The organism is Actinomadura kijaniata NBRC 14229 (assembly GCF_001552175.1).
Lineage (GTDB): Bacteria > Actinomycetota > Actinomycetes > Streptosporangiales > Streptosporangiaceae > Spirillospora > Spirillospora kijaniata.
In genome coordinates, this window is sequence record NZ_BCQR01000025.1 from 31,754 (window position 1) to 47,131 (window position 15,378).

The window sequence follows — 15,378 nt, forward strand, 5'->3', positions numbered from 1 at the left end:
CGAGCGATCTTGTAAGCGACGAGGGAGGACCTGGCGTCCAAGCGCCAGGACCGGCCGCGCGGAGGCGCGGCAATGAGCAGGGTCATGGCGCCGCCTGGTCTGGACTGAGGAGCGTGAGGATCGGGAGCTTGCGAGCGGCGAGGGGGGACCCGGCGTGCCGGGGGCGCGGCGATGAGGACGTCATGGCGCCTCCCGATGTTGGGGTGCCGCGTACAGCAGGGCGGTGGCGCCCTCGATGGCCAGTACGTCGGTGACGGTTCCGGCGGGGATGACGGCGTCCGGGTCGTAGGGGCGGACGGTCCACTCCTCGCCGCCGATGCGGGCCCGGCCTCCGTCGCGGGTGACCTGGGTGAGGGTGACCGCCTCGCGGCCGACCAGCGCGTCCGCGCCCGAGCGCAGGAGGGGCGGCTGGGCGATGTGGCGGCGGGCGACGGGGCGGACCACGGCCAGGCCCGCGACCGATCCGATGGCGAACACGGCGGCCTGCACCGCCAGTGGCAGCCCCACGGCCCCGGTCAGCCCGGCCAGCAGCGCGGCGACGGCCAGCAGGCCGAGCACCAGCGTCAGGGTGAGCAGCTCGGCCACGCCGAGCAGCGCGGCCACGAACAGCCAGACGACCCACGCCTCCATCGCGTCCCCCAGAGGCGGCCGGAGTCCTTTTTCCCAAGGTAACCCCGCATGGGCCGTCCGGCCATGCCCGTGATCCGGCGGTGTTCAGAGCTCCGATCCGCCGGTCGCGTCGACCGTGGTCCCGGTGACCCAGCGGCCGTCGCCGGAGGCGAGGAACGCGACGGCGGCGGCGATGTCGTCGGGGCGTCCCACCCGTCCCAGCGCGGCACGGCTCGCGGCGTACGCCTCGGCCTCGGCGTTCCCGCGCAGCCAGTCGGCGTTCACGTCGGTGTCCACGATGCCGGGGGCGACGTTGTTGACGGTGATGCCGCGCGGGCCGAGATGCTTGGCCAGCGCCAGGGTGAACGTGTCCACCGCGCCCTTGCTCATCGCGTAGGCGATGCCCTCGGGGAAGGCGATGCGCGTCGCGCCGGTGGTAATGTTGACGATCCGCCCGTGGTCGGGGATGCGCGGCAGCAGGCTCCGGGTGAGGAAGAACAGCGCGCGCGTGTTGACGGCGAACACCCGGTCGTACAGGTCGGGGGTCACGTCCTCGATCGGGGCGGGCGCGCCGATGCCCGCGTTGTTGACGAGGACGTCCAGGGTGGTGACGCCGTGGGCGTCGAGGCCGGCGAGGAGGTCGTCGATCGCGCCGTCGGCGCCCAGTTCGGCGCGGACGGCGAAGGCCCGCCCGCCCGCCGCCTCGATCGCCGCGACCGTCTCCTTCGCGGCCGTCTCGTCGCGGGCGTAGTTCACCGCGACCAGCGCGCCGTCGGCGGCGAGGCGTTCGGCCACCGCCCGCCCGATGCCCCGGCTCGCCCCCGTCACCAGCGCCGTCTTCCCCGTCAGGTCTCCCATGACATGCCCCTTTCTTTAGCGATCGCTACAAAAAGAGACCGTAGCAGCATTTTTTATCGATCGCTACACAACCTCCCCGGCCATGGCGCCGCCTGCTCTGGACCGAGGAGCGTGAAGATCGGGAGCTGGCGAACGATCCCGAAAGCGACGAGGGAAGACCCGGCACCTCAGCGCCAGGGCCGGCCGCGCGGAGGCGCGGCAGTGAGCAGGGTCATTGAGCCGCCCGGTCCGGGCCGGAGAGCGTCACGACCGGGAGGCTGCGAGCCACCTCGTGAACGACGAGGGAAGACCCGGCGCCCCAGCATCAGGGCCGGTCGCGCGGAGGCGCGGCAATCAGCGGCGTCATGGCGCCGCCCGGTCTGGGCCGGAGAGCGTCACGACCGGGAGGCTGCGAGCGACCTTGTGAACGGTGAGGAAGGCCCGGCGATCGGGCGCCAGGATCCGGCGGGTCGGAGGCGCGATAACGGGTGGGGTCATGGCGCCGTGGGGACGATCACGTCATGATGGGGCGATCCCGACCTGAGGAGCGTTCCGATGGGGAGTCGTACCGCCTATCGCACCTGTCCGCTCTGCGAGGCGCTGTGCGGGCTCGAACTGACCCTGGACGACGGCGGGGCGATCACCGGGGTGCGCGGGGACCGGCGGGACCCGTTCAGCAAGGGGTTCGTCTGCCCCAAGGGGGCCACGCTCGGCCGGCTCGACGGGGACCCCGACCGGCTCGCCGGACCGCTGCTGCGCGACGGCGACCGGCATGCCGGGACCGACTGGGAGACCGCGTTCGCGACCGTGCGCCGGGAGCTCGGGAAGGTCCGGGAGCGGTACGGCGAGGACGCCGTCGCCGTTTACATCGGCAACCCGACCGCCCACTCGGTCGCCGGTCCGCTCTACGGCGGGGCGATCATCAAGGCGCTCGGCACGCGGAACGTCTACACCGCCAGCACCGCCGACCAGATGCCCAAGCACGTCAGCAGCGGCCACCTGTTCGGCGACCCGCTGGCCGTCCCGGTGCCCGACCTGGACCGCACCGACCACCTGCTGATGCTCGGCGCCAACCCGCTGGAGTCCAACGGCAGCCTCGCCTCCGCCCCCGACTTCCCCGGGCGGCTCAAGGCGATCCGGGCGCGCGGCGGGAAGGTCGTGGTGGTCGACCCGCGGCGGACGCGCACCGCGGAGCTGGCCGACGAGCATGTCTTCATCCGGCCGGGCACCGACGCGTACCTGCTGTTCGCGCTGGTGAACGTGCTGTTCGAGGAGGGGCTGACCGCCGTCCCGCGGGAGCTGGCCGAGCGGACCAACGGCCTGGACGAGGTGCGTTCCCTGGCCGCGGACCTCACCCCCGAACGCGTCGCGGCCGTCACCGGGATCGACGCCCCGGTCATCCGCCGCACGGCCCGCGAGCTGGCCGCCGCCGGACGCGCCGCCGTCTACGGCCGCATCGGCACCTGCACCCAGGAGTTCGGCACCCTCAGCAACTGGCTGGTCGACGTCCTGAACGTCCTCACCGGCAACCTGGACCGCGCGGGCGGCGCGATGTTCCCCCGCGCCGCGCACGTGCCGGTCTACCGCAGGCGTCGCCCGTTCACGACCGGACGCTGGCACAGCCGCGTGCGCGGGCTGCCCGAGGTCAACGGCGAGTTCCCCGTCGCCACCCTCGCCGACGAGATCGAGACGCCCGGCGACGGGCGGATCCGGGCGCTGGTCACGATCGGCGGCAACCCCGTGCTGTCGGCCCCGAACGGCGGGCGGCTCGACGCCGCGCTCGCGGGGCTGGAGTTCATGGTCAGCGTGGACCCCTACCTGAACGAGACCACCCGGCACGCCGACGTGGTCCTGCCGCCGCCCCGGCCCGCGCAGACCCCGCACTACGACGTCGCGCTGCTCGGGTTCGCGGTGCGCGACTACGCGCGGTACTCGCCGCCGGTCGTGCCGCTGCCGGAGGGGCGGCCGAGCGAGGCGGAGATCCTGGCGCGGCTCGCGGTGATCGCCTCCGGGCTGGACGCCGACCCGGCGGCGCTGGACGAGATGCTCATCGCGGGCACCCTGAAGAAGGCCGTCGCGATGGAGGGGTCGCCGGTGGCCGGGCGCGACCCGGACGAGCTCCACGGGCTCGTCGAGGGCTCCACCCCGACGGAGCGGCGGCTCGACATGATGATCCGCCTCGGCCCCTACGGCGACGGATTCGGGGCCGACCCGGACGGGCTCACCCTGGCCCGGCTGCGCGACGGGCACCCGCACGGCATCGATCTCGGCCCGCTCAAGCCCAGGCTCGACGAGGTGCTGTGCACGGCCTCCGGGCGGATCGAGCTGTGCCCGCCGGCGTTCGCGCGGGACGTGGAGCGGCTGCGCGCCGGGCTGGACGCGTCCGCCCCGGACGGCTTCGTGCTGATCGGCCGCCGCCATCTGCGGTCCAACAACAGCTGGCTGCACAACGTGCCCGAGCTGGTGCGCGGCTCCAACACCTGCACCCTCCAGCTCCACCCCGCCGACGCCGAGCGGCTGGGCGTCGGCGCGGGCGACCCGGTGCGGGTCGCGTCGCGGGCGGGCGCCCTGACGGCCGTCGCCGAACCCACCGACGCGATCATGCCCGGCGTCGTCAGCATCCCGCACGGCTGGGGCCACGGCCGTCCCGGCACGCGCACGCGGGTGGCCGACGCGCACGCCGGGGTGAACGTCAACCTCGTCACCGACGAGCAGCGCGTCGACCCGCTGTCGGGCAACGCGGTCTTCAACGGCGTCCCCGTCACCCTCTCGGCAATGGATTCGGTATCAATCTAGCAATTCAACAACTGAATCGGTAGTTTCACACGGGCCACACTGCTGTTAACAGTGGGAGGCCCGACGTGAACGACAGCCTGCCGTCCCGGCTCCCGGCCACCGAGCGGAGTCGGCACCGGCGGCTGCGCGAGCAGGGCGGCCCCGAGCGGGCCGAACTCGACGCGATCCTGGCGGCGGGGTTCATCTGCCGTCTCGGCGTGGTCGTGGACGGATGCCCGATGGTCGTCCCGACCGTCTACGGGAGCGACGGGCGGCACCTGTACCTGCACGGGTCGGTGGCCGGCCGCAGCCTGCTCGCCGCGTCCGACGCGGAGGTCCGCGTCACCGTCACGCACCTGGACGGCCTGGTCCTCGACCGGTCGGCGTTCGAGCACGGCGTCAACCACCGCAGCGCGATGATCTACGGAACGCCCCGGCCCGTCACCGACCCCGGGGAGAAACCGGCGGGGCTGCGGCTGCTGACCGAGCAGTGTGCGCCGGGGCAGTGGGACTACGCGCGACGGCCGAACCGCAGGGAGCCGGCCGCCACGTCGCTGCTGGCGCTCTCCCTGGCGGAGGCGTCGGTGAAGCTCCGGTCGGGCCCGCCCGACGACGGCGACGGCCCCAACGGCGGCTCGGGCCGCTGGGCCGGGGTGCTGCCGCTGGTCACGACGTTCGGCGAGCCCGTCACCGGCCCCCCGCCCGGGAACGCCGCCGCCCCGCCGCACGTCTCCGCGCGCGCCGGGGCCCCGGTGGGATGACCGTGCGGTCAGGCCGCGCGGCGGGCGTACTCGATCTCGGCGAGGATCGCCGCGCACAGCTCGGTGTGGGTGTCGGCCTGCACGATCAGGCGGCAGCCCGCGCGAAGCTGGCCGATGGTGAGCGGGGCGAAGGCGGTGCGGAACGCCCACCAGCGGTGGGCGTCGCTGTGCCAGACGCCCCAGCCGGGGAATCGTGCCTGGATCTCGGAGATCAGGTGGTCGCGGGTCGGCGGTGGAACGTCCATGAGCCTCGGCTCGTCCTGCTCGCGTACGGTCGTCCTCACTGTAAGCGACGGGGCGGCTCCGGAGAAGGCGTCGTCCGCTGGTCGGAACCTTCGGGTTTACGGTGCCTTACCGTTCGGTAGGACTCCGCACGCGGGTGGCCGTCGGTTGATCGCGGGGACTAGGGTCGCAGACGGTGTCAGGCAACGACCGGCAGTGTCCATGGGCACCGGAGGCACGCACCTGAGGAGGGACATGAACCGACGGGCGAGCAAGATCTTCCGGCGGAACGGGCGGCCGCAGGCCGGGTCGCGCCTGGTCGACCTGGTCGAGGGGCTGGAGCACGCCGACGGGCTGGACCGCGCGACCCGCGCGATCAGCGGGGCCGTCCGGGCCGCACTGCCCAAGGGGCCGGTCAAGGACGCGCTGCACGGCGTGCCGACCGGGCATCCCGCGCATCCGCCGCTGACCGACCTGCCGATGGGCGCCTGGATGTCGGCGGCCGTGCTCGACCTGCTGCCCGGCACGCGGCGCGCGTCGCAGGTGCTGATCGGCGTCGGGCTCGCCGGGGCCGTTCCGACGGCGCTGACGGGGCTGGCGGACTGGTCGGCGCTCCACCGCGAGCAGCAGCGCGTCGGCCTGGTGCACGCGATGGGCACCGTGAGCGCGACCCTGCTGTACGGGGCGTCGCTGGTGGCGCGGCTGCGCGGCCGCGACGGCCTCGGGCGCGGACTGGGGTTCGCGGGCCTGTCGGCGCTGCTGACCGGCGGCTACCTGGGCGGGCACCTGGCGTTCCGGCAGGCGGCCGGGGCCAGCCACGCCGACCAGGTGGCGCACCTGGTGCCGCTCGGCTGGCACGACCTGTGCCAGTTCGACGAGCTGCCCGACGGCTGGCCGGTCCACCGGCGGCTCGGCTACATCAGCCTGTTCGTGCTGCGCAGCGGCGACGACGTCCACGTGCTCGCCGACCGGTGCAGCCACCTGGCCGGGCCGCTGCACCAGGGCCGGATCGTCACCGACGACGAGGCCGAGCTGTGCGTGGTGTGCCCGTGGCACGGCAGCACGTTCCGGGTCGCGGACGGCTCGGTGGTGCACGGCCCCGCCACGGGACGGCAGCCCTCGTTCGAGACCCGGGTCCTGGAGAGCGGAACGGTCCAGGTCCGTCCCGTCCCCTAGGTCCGGCCCGTTCCCGGCCCGCGCTACTCCTCGTCCTCGTCGGCGGAGTGCGGGTCCGCCGACGGGTACTCGACCAGGGCGAGGACCCTGCTGGACATGAAGCGGGCGGTCCGCACCGGCGTTCCGGTGCGGGTCACCTCGCTCACCTCCACGACGCCGCGACGGTTGGCGATCTCGACCCGGCGTCCGGCGCGGGTGGCCGCGACCTGGTACGTCCGGGTCCCCTCACCCCCGGCGTCGATCATGATCTCGACCCTGTCACCCTTCATCGGCACAACCCCCACAGTCGAACATATATTCGACTTATACCCAGTAAAAGACCTGCTCAACCGTGTTTGGCGCGGCCGGGTGTGTCCCCGAACGCCCGGCGGAACGCGTCGATGAACGCGCTCGCCGACGCCCACCCGCACCGGTGCGCGACGGCGGTGACCGGGACGTCCTCGGCGAGCAGGATCAGGGCGTGGTGCAGCCGGAGCTGGGTGCGCCACTGCGGGAACGTCATGTGCAGCTCGGCGCGGAACAGCCGGGACAGGGTGCGCTCGCTCGCCCCGGCCTCCGCCCCCAGCCGCGCGAGGCCGCGGGGGTCGGCGGGGTTCTCGTGCAGCGCGGCGCAGACGGCGGCGAGCCTCGGGTCGCGCGGGGCCGGCAGGTGGACCGGCCGCCGGGGCGAGCGGCGCAGGCGGTCCAGCAGCACGGCCAGCAGGCGGGCGCGTTCGGCTTCGGTGCCGCGCTCCCGCGTGTACTCGACGATCAGCTCGCGGAGCAGCGGCTCGACGGCGAGCACGGCCGGGGCGCCCAGGCCCAGGGGGTTGGCGGTGACCGGGAGGCCCACCAGGCGCAGGTCGGTGCGGCCGTAGGCGCGGTGCTCGTGCACGGTCCCCGCCGGGATCCAGATCGCCTGCGTGGCCGGGGCGATCCACCGCCCCTCCCCGGTGGCCACCGAGACCACGCCGCGCGCCGCGTAGACGATCTGGTGGTCGTCGTGGTGGTGGGCGTCGATCTCCCCGCCGGGCGGCAGGAGGCGCAGGCCGGTGGGCGCGTGCGGCAGGTGGCGGGAAACCGTCATCGGTTGGCAGATTATCGGAAGCCGCCAGCCCGCCCGGGGACCGACGCTGGCGTGCATGCGAACGAACGAGCGTTGGGCGCTCTCCGCCGGGCACGCGTGCGTCGACCTGTACCAGGGGATCGTGCCGGTGCTGGTCCCGTTCCTGGTCGCCGAGCGGCACTACGGCTACCTGGGCGTGTCCGGGGTCGTGCTGGCGGCCTCGCTGCTGTCGTCGGTGGTGCAGCCGTTGTTCGGGGTGCTGACCGACCGGTGGGCGATGCGGTGGCTGGTGCCGGTGAGCACGCTGGCGGCCGGGAGCGGCGTCGCGCTGGTCGGGATGGCCGGGTCGTACCCGCTGACGCTGGCGGCGGTCGCGCTGACCGGGTTCGGGGTGGCGGCCTACCACCCGGAGGCGGCACGGCTGGCACGCGTGGTGACCGGCGGTGATCCGGTGGGGATGAGCTGGTTCTCGCTGGGCGGGAACGTGGGGTTCGCGCTCGCGCCGCTCCTGGTGACCCCGGTGCTGGCGGTGGGCGGGCTGGCGGCGGCGCCGCTGCTGGCCGTCCCGGCGCTGGTCGGCGCGCTGGTCACGGTGCCGCTGATGGGGCGGCGCGCGGGCGGCGCGGCGCGCGGCGAGGCCCGGGGGCGGGACGACTGGCCCGCGTTCGGGACGCTGTCGGCGGTCGTCGTGCTGCGGTCGATCGCGTACGTGGGGCTCGGCTCGTTCCTCGGGCTGTTCGTGCAGCAACGCGTCCAGCCCGGCGAGACGGCCGGGGGTGTCGCGCTGTTCGCGCTGTTCGCCGGGGGCGCGTTCGGCACGGTGCTCGGCGGGCGGCTGGCCCGGCGCTGGGGACGGGTCACGACGGTGCGGCGGGCCTACGCGGTCGCGGTGCCCGCGCTCGGCGGCGTGGCGCTGGTGCCAGGACCGGCGCTGTACGGGGTGGTGGCCGTGGCGGCGGTCGCGCTGTACGTTCCGTTCTCGCTGCACATCACGCTCGGGCAGGACTACCTGCCGAGGCGGGTCGGCACCGCGAGCGGCGTGACGCTCGGGCTGGCGGTGAGCGTCGGCGGGGTGTTCACCCCCGCGCTGGGCGCGCTGGCCGACGCGACGTCGCTGCACGCGGCGGTCGCCACGCTGGCCGCCTTCCCCGCGCTGGCCTGGCTGCTGGCCCGGCGGCTGCGCGAGCCCGCGCTCACGTCAGCATCGTGACCAGCGCGACCAGCCCCACCACCACGATCACGCCGCGCAGCGCCAGCGGCGGGATGCGGCGGCCGACCTTCGCGCCCAGCAGCCCGCCGATGGTGGAGCCGACCGCGATCAGCAGTACCGCCAGCCAGTCGATGCGGGTGTCCGCGAAGATCTGCATGCCGATGAACAGCACGGCGGCCGAGCCGTTGACGATCGCCGACAGCACGTTCTTGGCGGCGTTGATCCGCTGGAGGTCGTCGTCCAGCGCGATGCCCAGCAGCGCGATCAGCACGATGCCCTGCGCCGCGCCGAAGTACCCGCCGTACACGCCCGCCGCGAGCACGCCCGCCCACAGCCACGGCCCGCCGTGCGGGCGGTGGTGCTCGCGGCGCTCCAGCACCCACTTCTGCACGCGCGGCTGCACCACGACCAGGACCAGCGCGATGACGATCAGCGCCGGGACGATGAACTGGAACGCCTTGTCGGGCAGTCCCAGCAGCAGCGCCGCGCCGACCAGAGCGCCGGTCAGCGAGGCGGTGCCGAGCCGCAGCAGCCGGTCGCGCTGCCCCTTCAGCTCGGCGCGGTAGCCGTACGCGCCGGTCACCGAGCCGGGGACGAGCCCGATGTTGTTGGAGACGTTGGCGACGACCGGCGGGAAGCCGAGCGCCACCATCGTCGGGAACGTGATCAGCGAGCCGGAGCCCACGATGGTGTTGATGCCGCCCGCGGCGATCCCGGCCGCGAAGATCGCGGCCGTCTCCAGCAAGTCCACGTTCCCGCCCACCCAAAAGTCCTGAGGTTCCCTGCGACCCCCCGATGTTAGGGAAGTCCCGGAACATCACGACGGGCGGGTCCGAATTGCCCGAATCATGAGACGGTCGGAACCGGGTGAGCGGTCAGGGGTTGTAGGGGCGGAAGTCGTCGTCCTCGCGGGGGAACCCGCCGTCGTCGGCCGGACGGGGCGGCGGCGGCCTGCGCTCCGGACGGTCGGCCGGGACGGGGTCGGGCGCGGAGAACAGGCCACCCAGGTTCTCCAGCGCCCTGCTCATCTCGCTGGGCACCACCCAGACCGTGTTGGACTCGCCCCGCGCCAGCTCCGGGAGGGTCTGGAGGTACTGGTAGGCCAGCAGCCGCTGGTCGGGCTTCCCCTCGTGGATGGCCTTGAAGACCGTCGCGATCGCCTGCGCCTGGCCCCGGGCCCGGGACGCCTGCGCCTTCGCGTCGGCCTCGGCCGCCAGCACCGCCGCCTCGGCCTGGCCGCGCGCCTTCAGGACCGCCGAGGTGCGCTCGCCCTCGGCGGTGAGGATCGCCGACTGCTTCTGGCCCTCGGCCGCCAGGATCGACGCGCGCTTGTCGCGGTCGGCGCGCATCTGCTTCTCCATCGCCTCCTTGATGGAGTCCGGCGGGTCCACCGCCTTCAGCTCGACCCGGTTGACGCGCACGCCCCAGCGGCCGGTCTCGTTGTCCAGCACGCCCCGCAGCTCGGTGTTGATCTCCTCGCGGGAGGTGAGGGTGCGCTCCAGGTCCATGCCGCCGATGATGTTGCGCAGCGTCGTCACCGTGAGCTGCTCGATCGCGGTGAGGAAGTCGGCGACCTCGTAGGTGGCGGCCTTCGGGTCGGTGACCTGGTAGTAGATCACCGTGTCGATGCCGACCACCAGGTTCTCGGCGGTGATGACCGGCTGCGGCGGGAACGGCACCACCTGCTCGCGCAGGTCCACGCGGCTGCGGACGCGGTCGACGAACGGCACCGTGACCGCCAGCCCGGCGTTCAGGGTGCGGTGGTAGCGCCCCAGGCGCTCGACGATGTCGGCGGTGGCCTGCGGGACGATGCGCACCGCCCGGTACAGCGCGAACCCGGCCACCGCGACCAGCAGGAGCGTCACGACCAGGGGGGAGGTCACCCCTGGATGGTAAGTCGCCCCTCCCCTCCCGAACAGGGTCCCTTCCCCCGGCGGCCCTACCGGACGGTGCGGGCGTACCAGCGGCCGTTCTGCCGGTCCACGCCCAGCGGCACCCCGAACGCGGCCGTCAGGTGCTCGGTGGTGAAGACCTCGTCCACCTTGCCCTGCGCGACCAGCTCGCCCCGGCGCAGCAGCAGCGCGTGGGTGAAGCCCTCGGGGACCTCCTCGACATGGTGGGTCACCATGACGATCGTCGGCGCGGCCGGGTCGGCGGCCAGCCGGCCCAGCCGGTCCACCAGGTCCTCGCGGGCGCCGAGGTCGAGCCCGGCGGCGGGCTCGTCGAGCAGCAGCAGCTCGGGGTCGGGCATCAGGGCGCGGGCGATCTGCACGCGCTTGCGCTCGCCCTCCGACAGGGTGGAGAACGAGCGGCGGATCAGGTCCGAGCAGCCCAGGGCCTCCAGCAGCGCGACCGCGCGGGACACGTCGGTGGTGTCGTACTCCTCCTGCCAGCGGCCGAGGATCGCGTACGAGCCGGTCAGCACCAGGTCGATGACCGTCTCACCGGCCGGGACCTTCTCGGCGACGGCGGAGCTGGCGAACCCGATGCGGGGCCGCAGCTCGAACACGTCGGTGCGGCCGAGCTCCTCCTCCAGGATCTCGACACTGCCGGAGCTGGGGTGCAGCATCGCCGCGGCGACCTGCAGCAGCGTCGTCTTCCCCGCGCCGTTCGGGCCGACGATCACCCAACGTTCGCCCTCGTTCACCGTCCACGTGACGTCGCGCAGCAGGGTGGCCCCCTCGCGCTTGACCCCTACCCCGCGGAGCTGCAGTACCTCGCCGGCCATCGCGCGCCTTTGTCCCCTTATCCAACGTTTCCCGGGTGATCCGTCTCCGGATAAGAACCTATGCGATTCCGAAGACTTATGGTGGTCTGCATGGACGACGCGCGCGACGCGGCGACCGCGCTGGTCGCTTGGGGCAACGCCTGGCTCACCGGCAACGCCGGACTCGACGCGGCGGTGGACTTCCTGGAGGAGGGGTCCGGGCCGCAGGTGCTGGGCGGCGACCCGGCCGAGGTCACCCTCCGGCGGGGCCTCGGCGACCTGCGGATCGGCGGGCTGTCGGCGTTCCGGCTGGCGCTGCCGGTGCCGGGCGACCCGCTCGGGCTGACCGGGCCGCCGGAGTTCAACCGGGCGGCGCTGGAGGCGGGCGCGGCGGTGGTGCTGGCGCTGCCGACCCGCGCGATCGGGCTGGTGCCGGTGGAGGACCGGCGCGGCTCGTCCTACACGGGCGTGCGGTGGGTGATGCACGACGCCTCGGCGGCCCAGCCGGACGTCCCGACGCTGGCCGAGGCCGACCGGTCGCTGGCGCTCGCCATGCGCGACGCGACCGAGGCGCTGCTGACGGTCGACGACGTGGCGGGCATCCCGCCGGAGATCGCCGACGAGCTGATCGACCTGCGCGACCCGAACCGGGACGACCACCCGCTCGCGCCCGGCTACCCCCAGCGCGCGCACCGCGTGGCGGCGCTGGCCGGGCGGCTGGCGGTGGTGGTGGACCTGGCGCGGCGGATGGACGCGCGCGGGCTGGACGCCGGGCAGGTGCGGCGGCGCGACGAGGCGTTGCGGTCGCTGGACGCGGCGGTGCGGCGGGCGCTGGTGGCGGCCTGCAACAGCGCGTTCGACCCCGTCCCCTAGAAGGCCCCGGAAAAGGCGCAGGGCGCCCCCGCACGATGCGGGAGCGCCCTGGACGACATCGTGCCTCAGGCGCGGACGACGATGGTGTTGCAGATCTTGTCGGCGAAGGTCTGCTTGCGCTCGTCCCACAGCGGCCAGAAGTAGCCGATGTAGCAGACGGCGCCGTCGGCGAAGTGCGCGAGCTTGCGCAGGAACGCCATGCCGAACCCGATCGGCTGACCGGTCTGGGCGCTGACCAGGCGGATGCCCATCTGGCGCTTGCCGATGGACTGGCCGGTGGTGCCCTCCTGGTAGCAGATCCACAGACCGCCCGCGGTGGAGATCAGGCCGCCGACCATGATGAGCAGCAGGCCGAGGCCCGCGCCGCCGCCGTCGCCGGTGCCGATCAGCATCAGGGACAGGATGTAGAGCAGGAAGACCGGACCCGCGAAGATCAGGTAGTCGATGATGTAGCCGCCGGCGCGCGAGCCCCACTCGGCGAGCTGGCCGCCCGAGCCGTAGTGGTGGTGGTGCACCTCGACGGCGGGCTGGCCGTAACCGGGCTGCGCGCCGTACCCGGGCTGGGCCCCGTAACCCGGCTGCGCCGGGGGCGGCGGAGGGGTCTGGTTGTAGCCGGGCTGCGCCGGAGGCTGGCCGTAACCGGGCTGCGCGCCGTAGCCGGGCTGGGCGGGCGGCTGACCGTAACCCGGCTGCGCCGGGGGCTGACCGTAGCCCGGCTGGGCCGGGGGCTGACCGTAGCCCGGCTGCGCGGGCTGCTGTCCGTAGCCCGGCTGCTGGCCGTAGGGGTCGTAGGGGTTACCCACACTTGCTCCTTATTGGTGTTGACCCTTTGGTTCCTGTGACGCCCGCCGGACCCGGAAGGCTCCGCGAAAGTCTGGCCGACGACGGACGGCGGCTCAGATGCGCAGGAGGCCCAGCCGGGCGAGCTGCCACAGCTCCGACCCCACGAGGGCGAGGCCGAGCACCCAGGCGCGGGTCCTCGGCGACAGCGCCCACCACCGGTCCCTCGCCAGCGGCGCCACGGCGATGCCGACCGCGCCGACGAGGGCCACCGGGTTCGCCAGCAGGGCGTGGACCGGACGGCCCGAGCCCAGCTCGATGAACACGGTGGTACCTCCGCAGAGGGGGCAGGGGATCCCGGTGACCGCCCGGAGGGGGCAGAGCACGCCGGGGTCGTGCGCACGGTGGATCCAGGCCACGCCGACGGCCGCGACGGCCATCGTCGTGACACGCAGCACCACCCCCATGGGGCCGTGCCGCATGAGGGTGAGAACCCTGTCGGCCGCGACGCCGATCGCACCCTTCGGTGCACCGGCGACCGTGGTCGCGGGTGTGCCCCCCAAAAGAATCCTCCGCCTCCTGACTTGCGTCCGAGTGACCCGTATACCGGGTGCACTCCAAGGCGGGTCAAGTCCGGCCAACGAGCCGCAACGCGACCGTTACCCACCGTATGACCTGGCCCACCTCATGGGCCACGGTAGGACATACCGGCCACTGGGGCATGTCGTTTTGCCCAGAGTTCGCCGGACTGTGATATTCGCCCCTTGCCGTCCCGGGAGAACGTAGCGGTCGGGACCGGGGGCGCGGGAACGGAAGGCCCGGCCGCCGGGGGCGGCCGCCGCGCGGCGTCAGGACTGCTGCGCGGCGGCGCCCACGACCAGCGGGACCTCGGGCTCGGTGAGGTGCTCGGCCTCGACGACGTCGGCGATGACGGCGGTGATGTTGTCCGGGCCGCCCTTGTCGCGGGCGAGCTGGATCAGCCGTTGCGCCGCGCGGGCCGGGTCCGCCTCCGCCGTCAGCGTCTCGTAGATGGTCTGCGGGTCCACCGGGCCGCTCAGCCCGTCGGAGCACAGCAGATACCGGTCGCCGAGCCGCGCCTCGCGCAGCCGCAGGTCCGGCTCGCGGTCCTCGCGGCCGTCCAGCACCCGGTACAGCACGTGCGACAGCCGCGAGGTCTCGGCCGGGTCGGTGGTGCCGCCCTGCTGCTCGGCCTCGGCCTTCAGCAGCTCGTCCATCGTGTGGTCCTGGGTGATCTGGAACAGCTCGCCGTCGCGCAGCAGGTAGCCGCGCGAGTCGCCGATGTGCGCCAGCGCCACCGAACGCCCGTCCCACAGCATCGCGGTCAGGGTGGTGCCCATCCGGCTGAGGTCGGGCCGCTCCTCCCGGACGATGCGCAACTTCTCGTTGGCCTCGGCCACCGCGCGGCCGAGCGCCCCGACAAGATCGTCAATGGGGGCGTCGGTGTCCAGCGAGCGCAGCGAGCCGATGACGGTGGAGGAGGCGACCTCGCCGCCCGCGTACCCGCCCATCCCGTCGGCGACCGCGATCAACCGTGCACCGGCGTAGCCCGAGTCCTCGTTGTTCTCTCGGCTGCATCCGATGTCGCTGCCTGCTGCGTACCTGATTGCTACGTTCATACCGATTTCGATGACGATCCTGTCAGAGGAGTTGATGTCTCAGTCGCCGGCGAGTCCGTGGCGGACGGCGTACAGCGCCGCCTGCGTCCGATCCTGTACTCCGAGTTTCATGAGCAGATTACTGACGTGCGTCTTGACCGTCTTCTCGGAGACCACGAGCGTCCGGGCGATCTCCCGGTTGGACCTGCCCCGTGCGATGTGCACGAGCACCTCCCGTTCCCGTTCGGTCAGCGCGGCCGGGCCGCGGTCGTCGTCCCGTTCGCGCGCGTCGGCCGCCGCACCGGCCGTCCCGGCGCGCATCATCGCCTCGGCGGCGTCGGGTGCGAACAGGACGTGCCCGTCATGGACCGCCTTGATCGCCTGAACGAGCGCCCGCGGATCGACATCCTTGTAGAGATACCCAGCGGCACCCGCCCGTACAGCAGGCAGCACGTGCCGCCGTTCCGTGACGCTCGTCAGGACCAGCACCCGTGCCGGGACCCCGCGTGCCCGCAGCTCCGCCAGCGCGGCGACACCGTCGGCGCCCGGCATCTTGAGATCCATCAGCACGATATCGGGCCGCAGCGACTCGGCCAGCGTCACGGCCGACACGCCGTCCTCCGCCTCGCCGACCACCTCGATGTCGTCCTGCACGCCGAGGAACGTCCGCAGCCCCTGCCGCACCACCGGATGGTCGTCGGCGATCAGCACCCTGATCCGCTCGCTCACCGTGCCTCCCGCTCACCTACGGGGCGCTCGACGGCACC

General features: G+C 73.5%; 17 protein-coding genes. 5 read left to right on the forward strand and 12 right to left on the reverse strand.

Annotated elements, in window-relative coordinates; all coding sequences use genetic code 11:
- Positions 1 to 180: 180 nt before the first annotated feature.
- Both AKI01S_RS09445 and AKI01S_RS09450 read right to left on the reverse strand, forming a co-directional pair.
- A complete protein-coding gene (locus tag AKI01S_RS09445; RefSeq protein ID WP_067814026.1) occupies positions 181 to 630 on the reverse strand; it encodes an NfeD family protein in 450 nt (149 codons plus the stop codon).
- Positions 631 to 714: 84 nt separating this feature from the next.
- Positions 715 to 1,467 carry an SDR family NAD(P)-dependent oxidoreductase gene (locus AKI01S_RS09450; protein WP_067814028.1) on the reverse strand — a complete coding sequence of 251 codons (753 nt, stop codon included), beginning with the start codon at positions 1,465 to 1,467 and terminating at the stop codon, positions 715 to 717.
- Positions 1,468 to 2,001: 534 nt separating this feature from the next.
- Here AKI01S_RS09450 and AKI01S_RS09455 point away from each other — a divergent pair.
- The gene (locus AKI01S_RS09455) at positions 2,002 to 4,242 is read left to right on the forward strand and encodes a molybdopterin oxidoreductase family protein (RefSeq protein WP_067814030.1); all 2,241 of its coding nucleotides are present in this window, start codon (positions 2,002 to 2,004) and stop codon (positions 4,240 to 4,242) included.
- A gap of 65 nt (positions 4,243 to 4,307) precedes the next feature.
- On the forward strand, positions 4,308 to 4,982 hold the full coding sequence (locus tag AKI01S_RS09460; protein ID WP_067814031.1) for a pyridoxamine 5'-phosphate oxidase family protein: 675 nt from the start codon (positions 4,308 to 4,310) through the stop codon (positions 4,980 to 4,982).
- Positions 4,983 to 4,990: 8 nt separating this feature from the next.
- Here AKI01S_RS09460 and AKI01S_RS09465 read toward each other — a convergent pair whose 3' ends face one another.
- Positions 4,991 to 5,266 (reverse strand): hypothetical protein, encoded by a 276-nt coding sequence (locus tag AKI01S_RS09465; RefSeq protein WP_157419742.1) that lies wholly within the window; start codon positions 5,264 to 5,266, stop codon positions 4,991 to 4,993.
- A gap of 193 nt (positions 5,267 to 5,459) precedes the next feature.
- Between AKI01S_RS09465 and AKI01S_RS09470 the strand changes: the two genes are divergently transcribed.
- Positions 5,460 to 6,380 carry a Rieske (2Fe-2S) protein gene (locus tag AKI01S_RS09470; RefSeq protein ID WP_067814035.1) on the forward strand — a complete coding sequence of 307 codons (921 nt, stop codon included), beginning with the start codon at positions 5,460 to 5,462 and terminating at the stop codon, positions 6,378 to 6,380.
- Between the two features lie 23 nt (positions 6,381 to 6,403).
- Here the strand turns inward: AKI01S_RS09470 and AKI01S_RS09475 are convergent, their stop codons facing one another.
- A complete protein-coding gene (locus AKI01S_RS09475; RefSeq protein WP_067814037.1) occupies positions 6,404 to 6,649 on the reverse strand; it encodes a DUF8836 family protein in 246 nt (81 codons plus the stop codon).
- A gap of 56 nt (positions 6,650 to 6,705) precedes the next feature.
- Positions 6,706 to 7,446 carry an AraC family transcriptional regulator gene (locus tag AKI01S_RS09480; RefSeq protein ID WP_067814040.1) on the reverse strand — a complete coding sequence of 247 codons (741 nt, stop codon included), beginning with the start codon at positions 7,444 to 7,446 and terminating at the stop codon, positions 6,706 to 6,708.
- A 55-nt stretch (positions 7,447 to 7,501) separates the two neighbouring features.
- On the opposite strand from AKI01S_RS09480, the gene AKI01S_RS09485 reads away from it, so the two are divergent.
- Positions 7,502 to 8,635: an MFS transporter gene (locus tag AKI01S_RS09485; RefSeq protein WP_067814042.1), complete on the forward strand. Its 1,134-nt coding sequence runs from the start codon at positions 7,502 to 7,504 to the stop codon at positions 8,633 to 8,635.
- Here the strand turns inward: AKI01S_RS09485 and AKI01S_RS09490 are convergent.
- The 3 genes from AKI01S_RS09490 to AKI01S_RS09500 form a co-directional block, all read right to left on the reverse strand.
- The gene (locus tag AKI01S_RS09490) at positions 8,619 to 9,386 is read right to left on the reverse strand and encodes a sulfite exporter TauE/SafE family protein (RefSeq protein WP_067814116.1); all 768 of its coding nucleotides are present in this window, start codon (positions 9,384 to 9,386) and stop codon (positions 8,619 to 8,621) included. The genes AKI01S_RS09485 and AKI01S_RS09490 overlap by 17 nt on opposite strands.
- Before the next feature lie 124 nt (positions 9,387 to 9,510).
- Positions 9,511 to 10,518 carry an SPFH domain-containing protein gene (locus AKI01S_RS09495; RefSeq protein WP_083999232.1) on the reverse strand — a complete coding sequence of 336 codons (1,008 nt, stop codon included), beginning with the start codon at positions 10,516 to 10,518 and terminating at the stop codon, positions 9,511 to 9,513.
- 56 nt (positions 10,519 to 10,574) lie between these two features.
- Positions 10,575 to 11,363 carry an ABC transporter ATP-binding protein gene (locus AKI01S_RS09500; protein ID WP_067814044.1) on the reverse strand — a complete coding sequence of 263 codons (789 nt, stop codon included), beginning with the start codon at positions 11,361 to 11,363 and terminating at the stop codon, positions 10,575 to 10,577.
- Between the two features lie 90 nt (positions 11,364 to 11,453).
- Here AKI01S_RS09500 and AKI01S_RS09505 point away from each other — a divergent pair, with 90 nt between their 5' ends.
- A complete protein-coding gene (locus AKI01S_RS09505; protein WP_067814118.1) occupies positions 11,454 to 12,215 on the forward strand; it encodes an Rv1486c family protein in 762 nt (253 codons plus the stop codon).
- A 65-nt stretch (positions 12,216 to 12,280) separates the two neighbouring features.
- Here AKI01S_RS09505 and AKI01S_RS09510 read toward each other — a convergent pair whose 3' ends face one another.
- The 4 genes from AKI01S_RS09510 to AKI01S_RS09525 all read right to left on the reverse strand — a co-directional run bounded on the left by AKI01S_RS09510 (position 12,281) and on the right by AKI01S_RS09525 (position 15,328).
- Positions 12,281 to 13,018 (reverse strand): RDD family protein, encoded by a 738-nt coding sequence (locus AKI01S_RS09510; RefSeq protein WP_067814046.1) that lies wholly within the window; start codon positions 13,016 to 13,018, stop codon positions 12,281 to 12,283.
- A gap of 93 nt (positions 13,019 to 13,111) precedes the next feature.
- Positions 13,112 to 13,477, reverse strand: coding sequence for a DUF2752 domain-containing protein (locus tag AKI01S_RS09515; protein WP_157419743.1), 366 nt, complete (start codon positions 13,475 to 13,477; stop codon positions 13,112 to 13,114).
- Between the two features lie 366 nt (positions 13,478 to 13,843).
- Entirely contained in the window at positions 13,844 to 14,632 is a 789-nt protein-coding gene (locus tag AKI01S_RS09520) for a PP2C family protein-serine/threonine phosphatase (protein ID WP_083999236.1), read from the reverse strand.
- Between the two features lie 39 nt (positions 14,633 to 14,671).
- Positions 14,672 to 15,328 (reverse strand): response regulator, encoded by a 657-nt coding sequence (locus tag AKI01S_RS09525; RefSeq protein ID WP_218009614.1) that lies wholly within the window; start codon positions 15,326 to 15,328, stop codon positions 14,672 to 14,674.
- Positions 15,329 to 15,378 lie beyond the last annotated feature (50 nt).

Bases quoted from the DNA above. Each gene is read 5' to 3' on its own strand.
- AKI01S_RS09445 (WP_067814026.1), bottom strand. From the start codon at position 630: ATGGAGGCGTGGGTCGTCTGGCTGTTCGTGGCCGCGCTGCTCGGCGTG.
- AKI01S_RS09450 (WP_067814028.1), bottom strand. From the start codon at position 1,467: ATGGGAGACCTGACGGGGAAGACGGCGCTGGTGACGGGGGCGAGCCGG.
- AKI01S_RS09455 (WP_067814030.1), top strand. From the start codon at position 2,002: ATGGGGAGTCGTACCGCCTATCGCACCTGTCCGCTCTGCGAGGCGCTG.
- AKI01S_RS09470 (WP_067814035.1), top strand. From the start codon at position 5,460: ATGAACCGACGGGCGAGCAAGATCTTCCGGCGGAACGGGCGGCCGCAG.
- AKI01S_RS09475 (WP_067814037.1), bottom strand. From the start codon at position 6,649: ATGAAGGGTGACAGGGTCGAGATCATGATCGACGCCGGGGGTGAGGGG.
- AKI01S_RS09480 (WP_067814040.1), bottom strand. From the start codon at position 7,446: ATGACGGTTTCCCGCCACCTGCCGCACGCGCCCACCGGCCTGCGCCTC.
- AKI01S_RS09485 (WP_067814042.1), top strand. From the start codon at position 7,502: ATGCGAACGAACGAGCGTTGGGCGCTCTCCGCCGGGCACGCGTGCGTC.
- AKI01S_RS09500 (WP_067814044.1), bottom strand. From the start codon at position 11,363: ATGGCCGGCGAGGTACTGCAGCTCCGCGGGGTAGGGGTCAAGCGCGAG.
- AKI01S_RS09505 (WP_067814118.1), top strand. From the start codon at position 11,454: ATGGACGACGCGCGCGACGCGGCGACCGCGCTGGTCGCTTGGGGCAAC.
- AKI01S_RS09515 (WP_157419743.1), bottom strand. From the start codon at position 13,477: ATGCGGCACGGCCCCATGGGGGTGGTGCTGCGTGTCACGACGATGGCC.
- AKI01S_RS09520 (WP_083999236.1), bottom strand. From the start codon at position 14,632: ATGAACGTAGCAATCAGGTACGCAGCAGGCAGCGACATCGGATGCAGC.